We start from the raw sequence: 20,097 nt of genomic DNA, 5'->3' as shown, positions 1-20,097 counted from the left end.
ATAATTATAATGTTATTTTATACATGCTTCATACGAGCATATTTTCCTTCTTCAAAAGTGAATGACACTTTCTTCCCTGCTGTTTTCACGTAGTAAGACTACAAACTCAGGATCCAGTTTAAACGATGAAGTTACTTAGGATTTGTCCTCTCATGAAAAGCAATTTTCGGAAAGCACCTTCACTTTCATGCATTATAATTTAGGAGCTTTCGCCCAATCCGCAGCAAACTTCTCAATACCTTGGTCTGTTAATGGGTGCATAGCAAGTTGTTCAATTACTTTATAAGGGATTGTTGCAATGTGAGCACCTGCCATCGCTACACGAGTTACGTGATCTGGATGTCTAACAGAAGCCGCAATAATTTGTGTATCTAGTTGATGAACATCGAATAATTCAGCAATTTTAGCAACTAATAATACGCCATCTTCAGAAATATCATCTAAACGTCCTAAAAATGGAGAAACATACGTTGCACCTGCTCGAGCTGCTAAAAGTGCTTGGTTCACGGTGAAAATAAGTGTAACGTTCGTTTTCACACCTTTTTCAGTAAGATAGCGACAAGCTTCTAATCCTGCTAGCGTCATCGGAAGTTTTATTGTAACTTTTTCATCGCCGCCGTTAATCTTAATCAGTTCCTCTGCTTGAGCGATCATCTCTTCAGCTGTAACAGCATCTGGCGTTACTTCTGCCGAAACAGATTCAACTTTCGGCACTGCCTGACAAATTTCTGCAATACGGTCTTCAAACTTAATGCCCTCTTTTGCTACTAAAGAAGGATTCGTTGTAACACCAGCTAAAACTCCAAGTTTATATGCTTTTTTTATGTCCTCAAGATTTGCAGTATCAATAAAAAATTTCATGATCCATTCCCTCCAGTTTTTAAACGTTGATGAGTTACATGTTTAATATGCTTATCCCGTAAAAGCCCAATTGGTGTGGAATAAAGCCCCTACTTATTAAAGTTTCACTTTATTTCTTTTCTACTGCATGTCCGCCAAATTCATTGCGCAGAGCTGCTACAACTTTTCCTGTAAATGTATCATTGTCTAATGAGCGGTAGCGCATTAATAGAGACATTGCGATAACAGGAGTTGCTGTTTGAAGGTCTAATGCTGTTTCTACTGTCCATTTTCCTTCACCAGAAGAATGCATAACACCCTTGATCTCATCCAGTTTTGCATCTTTAGAAAATGCATTTTCTGTTAATTCCATTAACCAAGAACGAATGACTGAACCGTTGTTCCATACTCTTGATACTTTTTCATAATCGTAGTCAAATTCACTTTTCTCTAGAATCTCAAATCCTTCACCAATAGCAGCCATCATACCGTATTCAATTCCGTTATGAACCATTTTTAAGAAGTGACCACTACCAGCTTTTCCAGCATATAAAAATCCATTTTCTACAGCAGTATCGCGGAAGATAGGTTCAACGATGTCCCAAGCTTCTTGATCTCCTCCGATCATGTAACAAGCACCATTACGAGCGCCTTCCATTCCGCCGGAAGTTCCTGCATCCATAAAGTGAATGCCATCTTTCTTTAATTGCTCATATCGGCGAATTGACTCTTTATAATGTGAATTACCCGCTTCAATTAAAATATCTCCTTTTGATAAAAGTGGTGTAACCTCATCAATAACAGAATCAACAACAGCGTGTGGTACCATTACCCAAAGAATTCTTGGTGATTGTAATGACTGAACAAGTTCACTTAAACTAGATGTACCTGTTGCCCCGTACTCTTTCATTTCTTCCACTGCACTTGCATTTAAATCAAATGCTGCTACTTCATGTTTATGATCCATTAAATTTTTCCCTAAATTTAATCCCATTTTACCTAACCCAATTAATCCTACTTGCATAATATAATTCCTCCTCAAATCATCTTTTATTAAAAATCCATATCACTACAATCTGGAATACCTTTCAGCACTGAAATGTTAGTCTGTACAGAAAGGTATTCACAGTCATAGCTTAAGAATTCAACACATTTTTTGTAATTTGAACAACATTTTCTGTCGTAAATCCAAATAGATTCATGACTTCAGCTCCAGTTCCTGAAGCTCCAAATGTTTCAATTGATAGTACTTTTCCTTCTTGTCCTACATAACGTTCCCAACCGAGAGATACACCCATCTCAAGAGATACTCGTTTCGTTATAGAAGACGAAAGAACGGATTCTTTATATTCGTTCGATTGGCGATTGAATAACTCCCAGCTCGGCATTGCAACGATGCGAACAGAGACATTGTCTTCTTCTAGTTTTGCTTTTGCACTAGCAGCTAAGGATACTTCAGAACCTGTCGCAATTAAAATTACATCTGGATTTTCATTTGTTTGTGTTAATACGTAAGCTCCTTTAGAGAGATTCTCTATGTTCGCTTTCGTTTCATTAAACACCGGTAAATTTTGACGGCTCAGTACTAAAACGACTGGACCATCCGTTTGCTGTAAAGCATACGCCCAAGCACTTGCTGTTTCATTTGCATCTGACGGACGGATAACGGTTAGACCAGGAATTGCTCGAAGCGCTGCCAATTGTTCAATTGGTTCATGCGTCGGACCATCTTCTCCTACAGCAATCGAATCATGTGTAAATACGTAAGTAACAGGTAACTTTTGCAGTGCAGCCAGTCGAATGGACGGACGAAGATAATCATTAAATACAAAGAATGTACTTACGAAAGGTTTTACTCCTCCATGAAGCGCCAATCCATTCGCTGCCGCGCCCATTGCATGTTCACGTACACCGAAATATATATTTCGTCCAGCATACGATTCTACTGCATATACTGCTTCACCTTTTATATCTGTCATCGTAGAATGAGAAAGATCCGCACTTCCACCGAAAATAGAAGGAATCGATTTCACATAATGATTAATAGCTTCCCCACTTGCAACACGAGTAGAAATTGTTTTTTCAGTATCAAAAGATAGAATGTCTTTCACTTCAATTAAAACCTCACCTGTAATCGCTTTTTCTAATTCATCTGCCAGTGTAGGATTCGCTTCTCTGTATAAGTTGAACTGCTCATTCCAGTCATTTTCTTTTTCAATACCTTTTTGTTTTAGTTCATTAAAATGAGCTTTTACTTCTTCAGGTACAAAGAAATCTTCCTCATAATCCCAACCATACACTTGTTTTGTCGCTGTCGCTTCTTCTACTCCAAGCGGATTACCATGTGCTTTGTTCGTTCCAGCAACTTTTGGACTTCCATAACCTATAATAGTTCTAATTTCTATAAGAGTGGGTTGATCTGTATTTTCTTTCGCTGATTGAATAGCTTTTGTAATCGCATCAACATCGTTTCCATCTTCAACTCTTACATATTGCCAATGTACAGATTCTGCCCTTTTCTGAATATCTTCAGAGAAAGCAATGCCTAATTCACCATCAAGTGAAATTTCATTTGAATCATACAGTACAATTAACTTGCCAAGTTTCATATGTCCTGCCATTGACATTGCTTCATAAGCGACACCCTCCATTAAGTCACCATCTCCGACTAAAGCATACGTATTGTGATCTATAATAGAGTGACCATCCTTATTAAACTTCGCTGCTAAATGAGCTTCTGCCATTGCCATTCCGACAGCATTAGCAATCCCTTGTCCTAACGGGCCTGTAGTCGCTTCAACTCCAGGAGTATGACCAAACTCAGGATGTCCTGGTGTTTTACTATTTAACTTTCTGAAATTTTTCAAGTCATCAATTGAAACGTCATATCCAGCTAAATGAAGTAGGCTATATAACAGACTAGATCCATGTCCCGCCGATAAAACGAAACGATCACGGTTAAACCATTCTGGGTGATTAGGATTGTAATTTAAATGATTCGCCCATAATGCATAAGCCATTGGTGCTGCTCCCATCGGAAGACCTGGATGACCTGAGTTTGCCGCATTAATAGCATCAATCGATAACGTACGAAGTGTATTCACTGCTAATTGATTTATGTTTTGTGTCATAGTAATCGTCCCCCTAAATGCTTTCATTAAAGAAAGTACTTATTTTTCCGTCTCTTGATCTAACCACCATTTAAATCCACTTTCTTGCAACAGTTCATTAGACGCTTCTGGACCATATGAACCAGACTCATATTCATAAAGCGGCAATAAGTTTTCCTCGAACGCTTCAAGAATTGGTTGTACCCATTCCCATGACAATTCAACTTCTCTCCAATGTGCAAAGAATGTAGCGTCTCCACTCACAGCATCATGAATGAGTCTTTCATACGCTTCAGGTACTCCCACATCCGCTTGCTCACAAGTAAAGTTAATACGCATCGGTTCAATTTCTCCATTTTTCAATGGATTTTTACTGTTTAACTGTAATGAAACGTTCTCACCTGGACTAATTTCAATTATTAACAAGTTAGGTGCTGCATTTGGATTACTATCTTGATATTGCTGTTTTAACGTATTTTTAAATTCAATTACAATACGAGTAGACTTTTCTTTCATTCGTTTGCCTGTTCGTATATAGAAGGGAACGCCAGTCCAAAATGGATTATCGATCCACAGGCGAGCAGCAATAAATGTGTCTATGTTAGAAGAAGGATTTACTCCTGGCTCCTCTTTGTATGCTACAACTTGCCCGCCTTTTATCTCACCTGCAGCGTATTGTCCGCGAATGATATGGCTTTGAACGTCTTCTTTTTTCACTTTACGAAGCGTTTCCATTACCTTTCGCTTTTCCTCTCGAATTTCACATGCATTAACCTTTTCCGGCAGATTCATAGCAGTCATCATTAATATTTGTAACATATGATTTTGAACCATATCTCGAATGGCTCCTGCCTGATCATAATATCCTGCTCTTTCTTCAACCCCAACTGTTTCACTAGCTGTGATTTGTACATTCGCTATATGTTCTTTATTCCAAATAGACTGGAGAACAGGATTTGCAAATTCTAGTGCTTCAAGATTTTGAATCATCGGTTTACCTAAATAATGATCAATACGGTATATCTCGTCTTCTTCAAACGTGCGACTAAGCTTATCATTCAGCTCACGAGCAGATGTAAGGTCGTGCCCAAACGGTTTCTCAATCATTAGGCGTTTCCATCCATCCGTTTTATCAAGTCCGCTTTCCTTAATATTTAAAGCGATTGTCTCGAAAAATTCAGGAGCAACGGAAAGATAAAACATTCTATTACCTTTTATATGTAGTTCTTCTTCCCTTTCGCGAACGACTTGTAATAATCTCTCATAGTCTTCCGGCTTACTCACATCTAATGGACAATAGCGAAAATTATCTAAAAAACCTTCGAGATCTGAAGTCCCTTCTTCTCTATGGCGAGAAAACGTCTCTATTGATTCTTTTATTCTTTTTTGAAAATCTACATGAGATACTTCACGTCTCCCAAGCCCGATAACAGATATTTGCTTTGGAAGCTTTTGATCTCTATATAAGTTATATAGTGCGGGGTAAATTTTGCGTTTCGCTAAGTCCCCTGTCGCTCCAAATAAAACAAAGGTCATTGATTCCAATTTCAGTCCCCCTCTTGTTGTATAATCCTTGTCAATATTTTAAAAATGAATTGTACAGAATCCCCTGTTTTTATAAAAAAACAAAGAGTTATCAAATTCCAATTCCTTTTATACCTTTCGCTTTCTAATTGTCCCCAATATTAATAGTGGCAATTCAAAGCATTTCTACCACAACTTACTTATTTATAGAATTTAACGAAACATTTTATATTTGATTACTTTTAGTAATTAAATAATCTTATGTCTAGTATATTAACCACATAAATTATTATCGTCAATAAAAATGTCTTGCATTACATACTATTTATTTCGTAATGCTTTTCTAAGTGTATTCCTAATTACCATTCATTTTCAAAGATAATGATTGATATAACAAATGTCAGTTTCATCAAAATCTTCAATCATTTTTTCATTAAACTCACGAGCAGACGTTACATTATAACCAAAAGGCTTCTCTATAATAAGACGATTTAATCCTTTTGTAGCTCACAATCCACTTTCTTTCCTTCATTCATATAAATCTATACTTTTCATATTTCTACTCAAAATTGATAGGCAATACTGTAACACCACATTGTTGCCTATTGTAACCGTTATAACTTTCTTTGTGCTACGAGTGTTATTATAAATCGGCCATAACATGAATAGCAGTACGTACTTTAAAGTGATGTAGGCACTTTAAAATACCTATACTAAGTGAGTAATAATAAACATAATGAATAAATCATGCTGCAAAAATAACATCTACCCTTTCTTCAAAAAGCTTTACAGTAGTTTTTAGAAGTACGTTACATTATTTCATTTCATGCACTTTCCTCTTCTTTATATAAAATTCTCACTAACCAAATTCAAAATATTATACTTATTTTTCGTACTTTGCTATGCTATAACCACAAACAGGAGGTATAAACTATGAAAGCACAAATTATCCATTCTTTTGGGGATTCATCTGTATTTCAATTAGAAGAAGTTTCAAAACCGAAACTTTTACCAGGTCATGTTCTAATCGATGTAAAAGCAACAAGTGTAAATCCAATCGATACAAAAATGCGTAGTGGTGCCGTTTCAGCCGTCGCTCCTGAGTTTCCAGCTATATTACACGGCGATGTAGCTGGTATTGTTATTGAAGTAGGAGAAGGTGTTTCGAAATTCAAATCAGGGGATAAAGTATACGGATGTGCCGGAGGTTTTAAAGAAACTGGAGGTGCACTTGCAGAATTTATGCTTGCTGATGCACGATTAATTGCTCACAAACCTAATAATTTAACAATGGAAGAAGCTGCTGCTCTACCATTAGTTGCAATTACAGCTTGGGAATCTTTATTTGATCGTGCAAATATTAAACCTGGTCAAAATGTTCTCATTCATGGAGCTACTGGTGGCGTAGGACACGTAGCCATTCAACTAGCTAAATGGGCAGGCGCTAAAGTTTTTACAACAGCTTCTCAGCAAAACAAAATGGAAATAGCCCATCGTTTAGGAGCCGATATAGCTATTAATTATAAAGAAGAATCTGTTCAAGAATATGTACAAAAACATACGAACGGAAACGGATTTGAAGTTATATTTGATACAGTAGGCGGCAAGAATCTTGATCATTCTTTTGAAGCTGCTGCGGTCAATGGAACTGTCGTAACTATTGCAGCTCGTTCAACCCATGACCTCTCTCCTTTACACGCAAAAGGACTCTCTCTGCACGTTACTTTTATGGCATTAAAAATATTACATACAGATAAACGTGACGCTTGCGGGGAAATTTTAACTAAACTAACGCAAATAGTAGAAGAAGGACACCTTCGACCATTGCTAGATTCTAAACCTTTTACGTTTGATGAAGTTGCACAAGCACATGAATATTTGGAGTCAAATAAAGCAATAGGTAAAATAGTTTTGAAAAACGTTTGGTAACAATAACCCGATAATATAAATAATGATTCATGTTGTTAGCTTAATGCGTAGATTAATTGTACAAATGTCAAACAAGGCAATCAAAAATGATCGCCTTGTTCTTTTTTAAATATAATAGTATTTTTCCGATTTCATCAATACCATGGCCCTTTCCCGAAAAAGAGCGAATAACTCTACTATAGCTAGACCGTATTATTACATTCGAATATTACTTATGAAATTTCACACGCTCTTCAAGTGGTTGGAATTCTTTTTCACCTGGTGCAGCTGTTGGATTACCAAATGGCATTTGTGCAATTAGTTTCCAATTAGCAGGGACATTCCATTCTTGTTTTACCTCATCGTCAATTAATGGATTATAATGTTGTAAAGATGCCCCTAATCCCTCTGCTTCTAAACCTGTCCACACGACTAATTGGTGCATACCTGATGCTTGGTGTGACCAAATTGGGAAGTTTTCAGCATATGCAGCAAATTTTTCTTGAAGCGATTTAACGATAGCCTCATCTTCAAAGAATAGTACTGTTCCATAACCAGCTTTAAAAGAATCCATTTTTTGTTGCGTTCCTGAGAAATCTCCATCTCCAACTACTTTTCTTAATGTTTCAGTTGTAATATCCCATAATTTATCATGAGCTTCACCAAATAATACAACTAATCGCGCAGTTTGAGAATTGAAAGCTGATGGAGTATATTTCACAGCAAACTCCACGATTTCTTTAATTTTTTCATCCGATACTTGTACCTCTTTATTAATCCCATAGTAAGTACGTCTTTCTTTCAGTGCAGTATAGAAATCTTTTGTCATAATTCCGTTCCTCCTAAGTTTTAATATTCTTCAAAATGATACATCTCGAAGATAATATGCGTTTAAATGAGTTCATTTTTGAATCATTGAACTTCCTAGCACCCATTGCCAGTCATTCTAAATCTAAACACACTGCTTCCTTCAGTTTTCCTAAAAAAAGCCTTATAACATCATTCATAAAATCTAATCATCATTCGGTACTATTTTATCCATTCTCTATTCATGTATCCTGCTTGTTTCATATTTACACAAATATGAAATGTAGCTACTTTAATCGCCAAATTTCACATTAATTTAGAGCATCTTCAATTACAGCAATTTCGCTCACTCGAACAAAACGATGCAATTTAAAGAACATTGCACAATTAAGTACTACCTGTAAAAGAACCCTCTTAGCCGACTATAAGAAAAAATAATAAAAAGCCAAAAACGAACTATAATATGTTCATTCTTGGCTTTTACTTAACCATCACATTTACTTTTACTATTGCTTCAAATGATTTTTAACTGCTCTTACTACCAATTCGTGATCTTCTTCTGGTGGTAATCCTGAAACTGTTATCATTCCAATAACCCCTACGTTTTTTATTCTGATAGGAAAGCATCCACCAAACGCAGCATATTCCGAAGTATCTAAAAGATATTTTTCATTATATGAAATTCCAGTTATTTCACTTTGTATCTGCATATAATACGAGCTACGATCATGCAGGGAAACGACTCGTTTTTTACGCTCAATCCATTTCGTATTTTCCTCATTTGTCCCTGTCATCTTGAAATGAAATAATTGCACACCATTTTTCGTTATATCAACAGCAATCAATTTTCCCTCTCGCTTTGCTGTTTCAACGATAAATAAACCTAGTTGCAAGGCATCTTCATTTGTAAAAGAGGAAAATTGAAGTGTTTCCTCCTCTTTTAAAATTTGTTTACTTATTTCATTCAAATTTGAAGTACTCATACCTTTAACCTCCATAATTGTTTTATGCCACACCGGCATTTTTCGAAATTATTAGGCCATATAGTACAACCTTTCAATCAATCTGATTCTAAATAAACTACTGTAACATCTTTGGTAACTAGTAGTACCGTAAAGCTTGTTTTCTTCTTACTGGTGCTATTATGAATGATATTCAAAGTTATAAAAAGTACTATTCTACTTATCCCTATCTTACAGAGACTATTATGAAATATATTTAACATCTTAAAAATGTATGTACTAAAGAATAATATTTTTAATCACTAACTTTTTTGATCAATCGTTATAATCCAATTTCATCAAAATTTTTATCAATTATTACACTATCCAACAATAGGAGGAAACAAAGATGGATGAAAATATATCCAAAAGCTGAAGAGCAGTTGAGTCCCTTGAGGGAATAGTTATAATTCACTACATATAGAAATAGACATACAAAAACGCCATCCTTTCCTATAATTCTAAAGAAAGAATAGCGTATTCTTTTCAAAAATGAGTTCTTTTATTGAGAAACTTTGATTCTATATCATACATAAAAGGGCAACCAGTGCTAAAACAGCTGGAAGACCTTGTTTCACAATAATTGATTTATTAGATGTGAAACCTCCAAAAATAGCTGCTATCACCACACAAATCACGAAAAATAATTGCACCATATAACCAATTGGATTGAGCCCAAGTACAAGTCCCCAAATGAGACCAGCCGCTAAAAATCCATTATATAAACCTTGATTTGCAAACATAATGGCTACGTTTCGATCTCCTTCTAAATGCTTCGGTAATTTGAAAGCACGTTTCGCTACTTTTGAATCAATAAAAAACATTTCAAGGATCATGATAAACAAATGTTCTAACGCTACGATCCCGACTAAAATAGCTGCGATTATTTCCACACTATTCTGCCCCCCTACACTCTCTATTCTTTAATATTCTCTACATTTTTTTGCATCTGTAATAGAACATGAATAAGTATTTTGCGTTCTTCTCCACTGATATTTACGAACATTTCCTTCATAAAATGTTCCTTTTCTTTCTTGTTAAAATATTAATTGATATATCAATTATTGATATATCAATTAATATACATCTCTCTTTTTATTTTTGCAAGTTTTTTTGCTCAATTGGTTTTATTTTGTTCCAGCAACTTTAAACCAATTCAAAACATCAGTTCGCATTTCTAGAAATCATAATTACTTTAAGTTCATTCTGACAATCATATTTAACTACATATATAAAAGAATCGAGTTATATCTCCATCAATTTATAAAAATTAATTTTTTCTAAAAACAGATACTTTACGTTTTTTATAGTAATAAAAATCATTTTTTGTTTCAGAGGCAATCCATTTTGTTAGCTTGATGGGCATAGGATAGCACCCAGATGACGAACCAATTATCTTTCAAGAAGACGGCTAGAAAACTGGATTTGATACAGGAGTTGCCTACTTCCCCGATTCAGATGGTACTAATTTAGAGCTAATTGCTCCAAAAAGGCCATTCAGACGTGAATAGTTAAAATAAATTAATACCGAAACAAGCCACCTTCTGCCTGGAAGGTGGCTGTTTGTCGGCAAGTTGATAAAATGACTAAAAAAGGACAAACTCTCCAATGTGAGAAGTTTGTCCAAAAAGTTTTTCATATTAACTATTTTTACACTAATACGAATAATAGTGAATTAGAATAATGACTTAATACTTGCTAAGACAGTAAGTACACCTACAATAATAACAAATACGTTACTCATTTTCCCTTTGTATTTAGCTAGTACTGGCACTTTTTGAATCGCATACATCGGTAATAGACATAAGATAGCAGCAACTAAAGGACCGCTTAGAGAATCAATAAGTCCAAGAATACTTGGATTTGTATAAGCAACAAACCAGCATGATAATACAACAAAAGTAAGGATTACTGTCTTAATTGTTTTTTCTTCAATATCTTTTCCACGTGATTTACCGAACTTAATAATCATGTCACGCATTACTTCAAATGCTCCTATATAATGGCCAAGGAAAGACTTTGTAATAGCCACAAAAGCAATAATTGGAGCTGCAATCGTGATTACAGGCGAATTAAGCTCATTAGCAAGATATGAAAGAATTGATAAGTTTTGTTCTTTTGCCATTTTTATATCATCTGGAGTCAAGCTCAATGCGCTACTCCAAACGAAGAACATAACAACAGCGAATGTCATGATATAACAAACCTTTTGTATCTGCGCACATTTAGCATCAGTGGCTTCGATTCCATACGTAGCTCTCTGTTTCACAACAAATGATGAAATCATAGGTGAATGATTAAATGAGAATACGATGATTGGTAGAATCATCAATATCGTCCCAAAATAGCCTGTTCCTGTTGAAGCAGTTGAAACAGCTGAAAAACTAAGCATTGACGTATTCCACTGTGGAATTAAAGATATTGCGATAAAAAGTAGAGAAACTATGAAAGGATACACTAACATACTCATTACCTTTACAGTAATATCTTGACCAAAATTCAGTATAGCGATAAGACCAAGAACTAATACAAGTGATAAAATAGCTCTTGGAGGTTCTGGCATGTGCAATTGATGCACGATAAAACTACTTGCAGTGTTTGTAAGCGCAACCGAATACATTAGTACGATTGTATAAATTGAACCGAAATATACGATGTTAAAAATGATACTCGCTTTATTTCCGAAATACTCTCTAATTGTACCTGTGATCCCCTCATCAGCAGAATTAGAAGCGTATATCATTTTAGCAAGTGCCCTATGTGAGTAGTACATAACTGGATATGCAAGTAATGTAATTAGTAGTAAAGATAATAAACCACCTGAACCTGCATTAATCGGTAAAAAGAGCACCCCTGCTCCAATTGCAGTTCCAAATAGACTGAGTGCCCATGTAGTATCCTGCTTATGCCACTTTTTCGGATCTGCATATTGCTCATTTTTTCGTGCGGTATTTTCAGCTTGAACTTCTATTTTCTTTGCAGTATTCCCGTTCATATAATAACTCCCCCTTGTATCTATTCCTGCATCTCTCTTTGCACCTAACAAATATTCCCGTTTTGGAAAATGAATTCCTTACAAGTTGCCCCACATTGTATGTCCTTCATCATAATGAATCCAAATTGAAACATTCGCTAATTAGCGTCCTAATATAATTGTTAGCGTTCACAAAAAAGTTTACTCGTAATATCCGCTCTTTATATAAAGACCCCTTAAGAGAACAATATAGAATAGACTTCATAAATACGTTGCAACATTTCTAATAACAGTGTATTACTTTAATGGTTTCTCTTTTTTACTTTTAAAAGTAATTTTAGCTAAACCGGCCTCTCTTCATTTGCGAGGCGTTTCTTTCTCAATTCTATACATTACTTTCATAACTTCGGTAGCACTGATGATATTGCTTACACAAGCCACTGAAGCACATTACATACATTTCGCCTCTAATCACACACCTTTCTTACTAGTAATCGCATTTTTTATATTTTCTCCAGAGATAATAAAATTTCTCTCGACGCCCTCATTATAACGTGTATATTTATAAAATTAATATTTTTATATTTTCAGAAATATTAAAGTGGAATAATTTTATATGGATAATATTTTACAGTTAGCATGTAGCCATTGTTTTTATCGCTTAAAGCTGAATTAGTTAGTAAAAAAATACAATAATACATTGTTTTTCTAGGTTACTCATTATAAAGATACTTATATCCCCTTTATCAAAAAATTTCATTTTAAACATAAAAGATATTCTAATAAATAATTAATGTAGGTAAAAAGAAAAAATTCCAAAATAAAAAAACCAAATTTTAGGATATATATTATTAATATTGAATTCATATACATTTTAAAAAGATACACTGAGTAAAAAAACAAAAAAGCTGCCCCATATGGACAGCTCATTTACATAATTATCGTTATCAGGAATATCTCTATGTTTGTAATGAATCGTTTTTACATCATTTCCTTTTATGCGAAAAGTAATTATGTCCTCTCCATAAGGCGGATTGTGTGCATTCTCAAAAGTTTAAATTTTAAAATCCCTCATTAACTAGCTCTTTTATCGAGTTTAATTTTGAAGAAAGCTCGATAAACCATTCTTCATCCCCTGTTAATAATGCAAGATCTATAAGATAAAGGATTTGTTCCTTATTTATTACCTTTGATTCAGGAAGTTTGTTAACGTGTTTACTAAAGAGTAAAATCGCTTCATTTATTGTGTACTTGCCGTCACGTTTCACAATACTAACTGTAACTATATCCTCCACATCATCAAGTGACACAATATAACCAACTATTAACGCACCTTCATTTGATATTCCACGAACCCAATCTCCTACTTTTAAAACATGATTATTATTTGACATCATACCGTTTCACCTTCCTATAAATATTTTTTGTGACGATAAAAAAGATATAAAAACAATTATACTGTAATATTTTTCATTACATTTAAGTGTTAAGAACTCACGGCTATATAATAATTAAGCCGCTTAACGCTCTTGATTGATAAGGTCAACAACTTCTTTCATTGTATAATTCTTTAAGTATTCACCTAGATGCTCTTCAGCACCTAAGAAAATAGCGAAAAGAACTTTTCGCATGTTCGAACCTACAACACACTGATTGTTTGATTCTGGACACTTCGGCTGCAAAGCACCTTCAGAGGTTATCTGATAAATATGCCAAAGATTAATTTCATCTAAATCGCGAGCGAAAATAAAACCGCCACCAGTCCCCTCTTTCGATTGTATAAACTTATGTTTTTTTAACAAACTTAGTACTTTGCGAATGCGTACTGGATGTACACCTGCACTTTCTGAAATAGCATTACTTGTTGACATCCGATCTGGCTGTAAAGCTAAATAAGTTAAACTGTGTATGGCCAAGGTAAAGTCGCTGTTCATGATTTTCCTCCTACGATTCAAAATATTGTTTTTCATATATTAATATACTATAGCCATAAATATTACAGATAGGTTAGAACGTTAAAACATATAGAATACTTCTTGCCATAAAAAATTAATTCTCTTATATTCTATCCGGGCCCACCTATATCTGATAACTTCATTTAGCTTTTTAAGTTGAAAATAAAATTAAACACTCCACTGTTTCTTCACTTGTTCTTCTGCCAGTTGTTTAATTTTTGTCCAAATCGTATCTTTACTCACAATAACATTTGTTTGATAATTTCTATCATTATAATTAACTGTAACACATACTTCAATCATCTTCTGCTTCCTCCTTTCAAGAAAATTTTCCATAAGAAATATTATTTATTAATTAGCCAACTTTTGTAATTCAATGTTTAAAAATGTTCGGACGCTACGTGGTAAAAATTTACGAATTTCTTCTTCGTTAAAACCAATTTGCAATCTTTTTTCGTCCAGCATAATCGGGCGACGCAACATTAGTGGATGCTCAATTATTAATGTATAAAATTCATTTAGCGAGAGCTCATCAATATTTATATTTAAGTCCTGAAAAGTTTTGGATCTAGTTGAAATAATTTCAGTAGCCCCTTCTTCAGTTAAACGAAGAATCGATTTAAGCTCATCAACTGTCATAGAATTTGATACGATGTTTTTTTCAATATAATCAATTTGATGCTCTTCAAGCCATGCTTTCGCTTTTCGGCATGAGGCACAGCTTGCTGTTGTATATAGAATTACCATATTTAACTCACTCCTTTAATGTTATGAAACGTACATTTTAAACATCGGTTATTGAAATGTATTAAAAAAAATTACAGTTTAGAATCAAATACAAGCAATATTATTTATTCGAGAATATTTAATTTATCTACATTTTACAGACGATAACAACTCACTTCTAAAAACTATACTGTAATTTTAAACTTTACAGTTCTATAAATCAAATGTTAAGTCTTGGATGCATTCTATTAACGTATAATAGGAGCAGTTGAGACAATACTTGCCTCAACCGATTTTTATATCTCTTTATAATTTTTTGCAGTAATGACTGTTTCAAACTCAAAGGTTTCGGGTAGATGATCTGCATAAGAATATTCAAAAGTTCGTCCATCCGTTAAATAAGCTACTTGTTCAACTCGCATTAGGAAATCCTGATTTGTTAAGTTCATAAACTGCTTTTCCCTATCATCTGGGCGAATTCCTTTAACCCTGACAACAGATGTCCCTACTTCAAGACCAAGTTTATTTTGAATATGTGAGTATATAGACTCCTCTAAAACAGAAGCCTCAACACCTGGGATAACCGAAATTGGCATCCATGTATGCTCCATAATCGTCGGAATGCTGTGAATGATGCGGAGGCGAATGATTTTATAGACGAAATCACCGATTGAAACTCCCAATTTCTCAGCAACTACTTCATCAGCCCCAACAATCGCAAACTCGATAATTTTACTTTCTACCTCACTGCCGTATACAGCTTTCGTACCCGTTAAAGTTTGAATCATTCGTGCCTTTTCCTGTTGACGCCAATCTTGCACCACTGTTCCGCTTCCGCGCCGGCGGATGATGTAGCCATCTCTAACTAATAGATCCAGCGCTTTTTTAATCGTAAGTGCTGAAACACCAAATTCTTCAGCAAGGACGGGGCTACTCGGAATTTTTTCGTTGATTTTATATTCACCGTCTAAAATTTGCTGTTTAATCTTTTGATAAATGCCGAGGTATTTTACTTGTGTTGATCCGCTTGCCATTTTCATACCTCCTTTATACTGCAAACTCTCTTCTATTCATTCAAATGTAAAGCCTCAAGTTTGTAAACTGAAGGTGATGGGGCAGCAAATCCATTTTCTAAGATTTCAATATTCGTTACCGCTTCTTCGTCTTTCACAAGTTTTGGTGCACCATTTATAATTGTTTCATACGCGGCATCATAGAAACGACCGTAATCACCAAGCGGCGTTTTAATTTGTTTTTCAATCCAGTCACCATTTGCATTACGATATTTAGCAACTCCATAGTACATCGGTGAATCTTCACCAAACCCTGCACTCTCAGGCATAATCCCCGCTTTCAAATCATTTTCCTGCTGATCTTCACCATATTTAATAAATGATCCATTTGTTCCATGGACGATAAAGCGTGGATAATCTTTTGCTACGACATGGTTCGTTTTCAGCTTAATCTTCAACTGATTTCCGTAATGTAAACCAACATCGAAATAATTATCAACCGCACCTTCCACTTCATTATTGCGAATATCGTATGTCACCGTATCTGGACGGCCGAATAGTGAAATCATGCGGTCCATCGTATGAATACCTAAACTGTAAAATGAACCTTCTTCTTTTGGAGCTTCATGAGTGATTGAACCAGGACGGAAATAATCAATATGTGATTCAATCTCAATAATATCACCAAGGAATCCTTGTTCAACTACTTGCTTCACAGCTAAAAAATCACCATCAAAACGGCGGTTTTGATAAGGCATAACTACTACATCTTTTTCTCGTCCTAAAGCTAATAATTCTTTCGCATGTTCCACTGTATCGCAAAATGGTTTTTCAACGATAACTGATTTTCCAGCAAGTATAACTTTTTTCGCTAATTCGTAATGCGTATGTGCTGGCGTACAGACCGTCACCACTTGAATTTCCTTGTCATTCAACAATTCGTCCAAATCAGTAGTGAAGTAAACACCTTTTTCCTTATATGGAGCCGCTAATTTTTCATTTATTTGACGTACAAAAATCGTTTTTATTTTTATATTATTACGCGTGTTTACATAAGGTAAGTGATAGCGGTTAGCTGACTTTCCAAATCCAATAAAGCCCATTGTTAATGTCATATTTTTCAACTTCCTTGCTCATAAATTTTCATTTCTATATTTATTATATAATTTAATTATTAAAAGTATATAGTTTTAACTTTATAATTATATATTAAATAAAAAATCCGCGATAAAATTCATTCTCACTATAAGTTATGGACCTATAAAGTGAAACTTTAATCAGTGGGGCGGTTTATCCCCTACTGATTACTTACCCGTAAATACCGGGATGAAAAGGAGCGTAATGAACATGGCATATACTATTATATCTATGGAAATTTTCGGATCACCTGAACAAGTATGGCAATTAATCGGAGGTTTCAACTCCCTTCCAGACTGGTTACCTTATATACCTAGTAGTAAATTAACTGAAGGCGGTCGTGTACGTCATCTAGCTAATCCAGATGGTGATACAATTATAGAACGCTTAGAAGTATTCAATGATAAGGAACGCTACTACACGTATTCAATCATGAACGCACCGTTTCCAGTCACTAATTATCTATCTACAATCCGGGTGAAAAAAGGTACTGAAAGTAACACATCATTAGTAGAGTGGTCTGGTACGTTCACTCCTGTTGAGGTTAGTGATGAAGAGGCAATAAATCTGTTTCACGGTATATACAGCGATGGACTGAAAGCATTGCAGCAAGCATTTCTAGATTAATTCATGTAATTGATTGAGAAGAAAAAGTTAATTAACAGTCAAACATTCGATTTTGTGGTTAAGTTCATGATGAAAGATAAACAAATACAAATTTCATGCCTGCTTGGTAATGACAAGAAATAAAAAATACTACCTCCAAATGGAAGGTAGTATTTTTTTATTAATCAGGAAAAACAATTAATCCCTCTTCTTTTTCCTCCTGTTTTAAATCTTCTTCTGGGAAGGTTACAGTTGAATTTTTATCCCCGGTTCTTTTTGTTTCTTCACCTGGAAATACGAAAGTTGAATTTTCTTTTCCTTCATTTTTTTCTACGTTATCTGGAAATACCATAGGATCATTGGTAGTCAAATCACTATGAAATCCAAGGTTAGACAAAATCGCTTTTAAATCTGGTAAAACCCCTATTTTATCAGATGATGGATTATTAGACTTTGTGCCTGTATTAGGATTACTTAAAATTGCTCTCAATTCTTTTGGTGTATATGCCTTACCTAAATGTTTTTTAGCAATCCCTTGAATTGATACAGCAGCCCCAGCAATTATAGGCGAAGCGCTAGAAGTACCACGGAAGTTAGAAGTATAACGATTCATTATATTCTGATCTGTAACTTTTTGCCCTTTACTATTTTGATTTTGATATGTATCTAATGTATCAACATACTCTCCCCAACCATATACATCAATTCTACTACCATAGTTAGAGAAACCTAAACGTTTATGAGGAACTCTTGCAGTAGATGCTCCAACTATAATAGCTCCTGAATCTTTAAAGTCTGGACTATTTCGATTTAAAATCTGTTTACCATTGCGGTCTTTAAATTCATCTAAATCAATCCCACCATTACCAGCTGCTTCTACAATAATAATGCCTTTATCTGTACCTTTGCGAATTGCGTTAAATATACTCGGGTATACTTCTACTGGTAAAGGGTCATCTCCATATCCATCATATTTAAAGGATTCTTCTATTAATAAAACATCTCCAGCCTGTAAAGAATCTACGGCACTTAAAATAGCATCTCTTACATCGATTCTCCCATTATCTCGGATCACTGAAATTACTTTTGCCTTTGCTTTTGGTGCAATCCCAATGTTCCCAATCCGATTGTCAGCTGCAGAAACAACACCTAGAACTGAAGTACCGTGAGAAAGATCATTACTCATTTTTCCAGACATAAATTCAATATTTTGACCGACTAAATCTTCATGATTTAATAACCAGCCTTCTTCCAAATCTACAAAGGTTGCTCCTTGACCATCTCCTCCCTTAATTCCCCAAGCATAAGGAGCATTAATTCCTAAAGGTGCCTCTTCAAGATATCCCTGTCTCGAAAATCTAGGTTCATCATAAGGATTGATTGATAATACAGGCAATCTCGAGCTAGTTGTTGTGTTTATACTCTTATTAGAACGAAATTGTATTTTACTAGAATCGTTATTGGCAGCATGTACTGTATTTGTTACAAATGTCGTACCTACCCCAACAAAAGTTGTAATTGCAAGTGATGATATCAACATACCTTTAAAATTTTTCATCTTTCCACCTCTAGTTTTCTATTAGAATTAACATATTTAATAATGTGTATGAACCGAAAAGCTTTTTATCTTATTATAAAAGTTAATAGATTTTTATAACTTTTTGATTTACATAAAAACTCCCTTCATTCTTGTAATTCAATGTGTACATTTCAAAATAACAAACTCACTGTAACTATTATAGTTACACCTTTATTGATTTTCAACTACGAAATATAAATTTTTAAAAATAAATTTATATTACTTTAAAACAGAGCTAACCTTTTACGCATATAAAAAAAACAAAATATCTGTGCAAATTACAGCGGTGAATAAGTTTATAGACTGCAAAAAAACAAGAAAAAGCAAAGCACTAAGTGCTTTGCTCCTTATAAAATTCCTTTTAACTTTTCACCAATTAACCTCGCTACATACTCATAGCCTTCTGGTCCAAAGTGTAATCCATCTTTTTCACCATTTTCTACAAATCTTTTATAATCCCGTTCTTGAATCATTTCAGCGAATACGTTTAGAAAATAACTTCCTGTTTCCCTCGCCACTTTCTCCACCACGTCTGCATACTGACCAAGCACTCTATTTGTTCTATTACGCTGTCTTTCTTCATCAACTGGTGCAGGACTAATCAGTAGTACTTTATCTGATGAAATATGGTTCACAATCTTCTCTAAGTTTTCTTTATATGCTTGTAATGACACTTGAGAAAAAGAAACTGCATCATTCGTACCAAGAAAAACTGTTACGAAATCTGGTTTATATGATATTACATCTTCTTCAATCCTATTTAACGCATCAAATGTATTATCCCCTGGAACACCTGCATTCACTACTTTCCACTTCGGAAACATCTCTTGCAAACGTGGTGTTAATCTCGGCATTCCATCAAAAAATGTTTCATCAGCTGTAATACTATCTCCAAAGCATACTAACGTTTTCATTAA

General features: G+C 34.6%; 18 protein-coding genes and 3 pseudogenes. 3 read left to right on the top strand and 18 right to left on the bottom strand.

Annotated features, from left to right (window positions below; translation table 11 throughout):
* Positions 1-192 precede the first annotated feature (192 nt).
* From fsa to MKY38_RS05430, 5 genes and pseudogenes are all read right to left on the bottom strand, one after another.
* Positions 193-861: a fructose-6-phosphate aldolase gene (gene fsa / locus MKY38_RS05450; protein ID WP_000667676.1), complete on the bottom strand. Its 669-nt coding sequence runs from the start codon at positions 859-861 to the stop codon at positions 193-195.
* 109 nt (positions 862-970) lie between these two features.
* Positions 971-1,864 (bottom strand): phosphogluconate dehydrogenase (NAD(+)-dependent, decarboxylating), encoded by an 894-nt coding sequence (gene gnd, locus MKY38_RS05445; protein ID WP_001195911.1) that lies wholly within the window; start codon positions 1,862-1,864, stop codon positions 971-973.
* A 112-nt stretch (positions 1,865-1,976) separates the two neighbouring features.
* Positions 1,977-3,971 carry a transketolase gene (gene tkt, locus MKY38_RS05440; RefSeq protein WP_341048307.1) on the bottom strand — a complete coding sequence of 665 codons (1,995 nt, stop codon included), beginning with the start codon at positions 3,969-3,971 and terminating at the stop codon, positions 1,977-1,979.
* A gap of 39 nt (positions 3,972-4,010) precedes the next feature.
* Complete coding sequence (gene zwf, locus MKY38_RS05435) at positions 4,011-5,495, bottom strand: glucose-6-phosphate dehydrogenase (protein WP_137050344.1); 1,485 nt, start codon at positions 5,493-5,495, stop codon at positions 4,011-4,013.
* Positions 5,496-5,846: 351 nt separating this feature from the next.
* Positions 5,847-5,999, bottom strand: a pseudogene (locus MKY38_RS05430) (glucose-6-phosphate dehydrogenase); the annotation flags it as partial.
* Between the two features lie 408 nt (positions 6,000-6,407).
* Here MKY38_RS05430 and MKY38_RS05420 point away from each other — a divergent pair.
* Positions 6,408-7,403: a zinc-dependent alcohol dehydrogenase family protein gene (locus tag MKY38_RS05420; protein WP_065224206.1), complete on the top strand. Its 996-nt coding sequence runs from the start codon at positions 6,408-6,410 to the stop codon at positions 7,401-7,403.
* Positions 7,404-7,611: 208 nt separating this feature from the next.
* On the opposite strand, the gene MKY38_RS05415 is transcribed toward MKY38_RS05420, so the two are convergent.
* The 3 genes from MKY38_RS05415 to MKY38_RS05405 form a co-directional block, all read right to left on the bottom strand.
* On the bottom strand, positions 7,612-8,211 hold the full coding sequence (locus tag MKY38_RS05415) for a nitroreductase family protein (RefSeq protein WP_000158938.1): 600 nt from the start codon (positions 8,209-8,211) through the stop codon (positions 7,612-7,614).
* 484 nt (positions 8,212-8,695) lie between these two features.
* Positions 8,696-9,211, bottom strand: a complete 516-nt coding sequence (locus tag MKY38_RS05410) for a heme-degrading domain-containing protein (protein ID WP_114555577.1) — start codon at positions 9,209-9,211, stop codon at positions 8,696-8,698.
* A gap of 500 nt (positions 9,212-9,711) precedes the next feature.
* Entirely contained in the window at positions 9,712-10,083 is a 372-nt protein-coding gene (locus MKY38_RS05405; RefSeq protein WP_000402472.1) for a DUF1304 domain-containing protein, read from the bottom strand.
* Positions 10,084-10,566: 483 nt separating this feature from the next.
* Here MKY38_RS05405 and MKY38_RS05400 point away from each other — a divergent pair.
* Positions 10,567-10,701 (top strand): annotated as a pseudogene (locus MKY38_RS05400) (VOC family protein); the annotation flags it as partial.
* Positions 10,702-10,865: 164 nt separating this feature from the next.
* Here MKY38_RS05400 and MKY38_RS05395 read toward each other — a convergent pair.
* The 8 genes and pseudogenes from MKY38_RS05395 to MKY38_RS05360 form a co-directional block, all read right to left on the bottom strand.
* Positions 10,866-12,185, bottom strand: coding sequence for an aromatic amino acid transport family protein (locus MKY38_RS05395; RefSeq protein ID WP_001014190.1), 1,320 nt, complete (start codon positions 12,183-12,185; stop codon positions 10,866-10,868).
* An 853-nt stretch (positions 12,186-13,038) separates the two neighbouring features.
* Positions 13,039-13,218: pseudogene (locus MKY38_RS05390) on the bottom strand (DUF3888 domain-containing protein); the annotation flags it as partial.
* Positions 13,219-13,225: 7 nt separating this feature from the next.
* Positions 13,226-13,561, bottom strand: a complete 336-nt coding sequence (locus MKY38_RS05385; protein ID WP_070180361.1) for an IDEAL domain-containing protein — start codon at positions 13,559-13,561, stop codon at positions 13,226-13,228.
* A 123-nt stretch (positions 13,562-13,684) separates the two neighbouring features.
* Positions 13,685-14,098 (bottom strand): Rrf2-family transcriptional regulator SaiR, encoded by a 414-nt coding sequence (saiR, locus tag MKY38_RS05380; RefSeq protein ID WP_001083465.1) that lies wholly within the window; start codon positions 14,096-14,098, stop codon positions 13,685-13,687.
* A 189-nt stretch (positions 14,099-14,287) separates the two neighbouring features.
* Complete coding sequence (locus MKY38_RS05375) at positions 14,288-14,422, bottom strand: BA3454 family stress response protein (protein WP_000573532.1); 135 nt, start codon at positions 14,420-14,422, stop codon at positions 14,288-14,290.
* Between the two features lie 48 nt (positions 14,423-14,470).
* On the bottom strand, positions 14,471-14,866 hold the full coding sequence (spxA, locus tag MKY38_RS05370) for a transcriptional regulator SpxA (protein ID WP_000236189.1): 396 nt from the start codon (positions 14,864-14,866) through the stop codon (positions 14,471-14,473).
* Positions 14,867-15,141: 275 nt separating this feature from the next.
* Positions 15,142-15,879, bottom strand: a complete 738-nt coding sequence (locus tag MKY38_RS05365) for a GntR family transcriptional regulator (protein WP_000146278.1) — start codon at positions 15,877-15,879, stop codon at positions 15,142-15,144.
* 32 nt (positions 15,880-15,911) lie between these two features.
* Complete coding sequence (locus tag MKY38_RS05360; protein ID WP_341048299.1) at positions 15,912-16,973, bottom strand: oxidoreductase; 1,062 nt, start codon at positions 16,971-16,973, stop codon at positions 15,912-15,914.
* Positions 16,974-17,205: 232 nt separating this feature from the next.
* Here MKY38_RS05360 and MKY38_RS05355 point away from each other — a divergent pair, with 232 nt between their 5' ends.
* Complete coding sequence (locus MKY38_RS05355; RefSeq protein ID WP_000331939.1) at positions 17,206-17,622, top strand: SRPBCC family protein; 417 nt, start codon at positions 17,206-17,208, stop codon at positions 17,620-17,622.
* 160 nt (positions 17,623-17,782) lie between these two features.
* Here the strand turns inward: MKY38_RS05355 and MKY38_RS05350 are convergent, their stop codons facing one another.
* Together MKY38_RS05350 and MKY38_RS05345 are read right to left on the bottom strand one after the other, a co-directional pair.
* Positions 17,783-19,159, bottom strand: a complete 1,377-nt coding sequence (locus tag MKY38_RS05350) for a S8 family peptidase (RefSeq protein WP_341048296.1) — start codon at positions 19,157-19,159, stop codon at positions 17,783-17,785.
* 368 nt (positions 19,160-19,527) lie between these two features.
* Positions 19,528-20,094, bottom strand: coding sequence for an SGNH/GDSL hydrolase family protein (locus tag MKY38_RS05345; RefSeq protein ID WP_000855202.1), 567 nt, complete (start codon positions 20,092-20,094; stop codon positions 19,528-19,530).
* Positions 20,095-20,097 lie beyond the last annotated feature (3 nt).

The organism is Bacillus sp. FSL R5-0585 (assembly GCF_038004545.1).
GTDB classification, from domain to species: Bacteria; Bacillota; Bacilli; order Bacillales; family Bacillaceae_G; genus Bacillus_A; species Bacillus_A cereus.
This window is presented reverse-complemented; position numbering and strand designations above follow the sequence as displayed.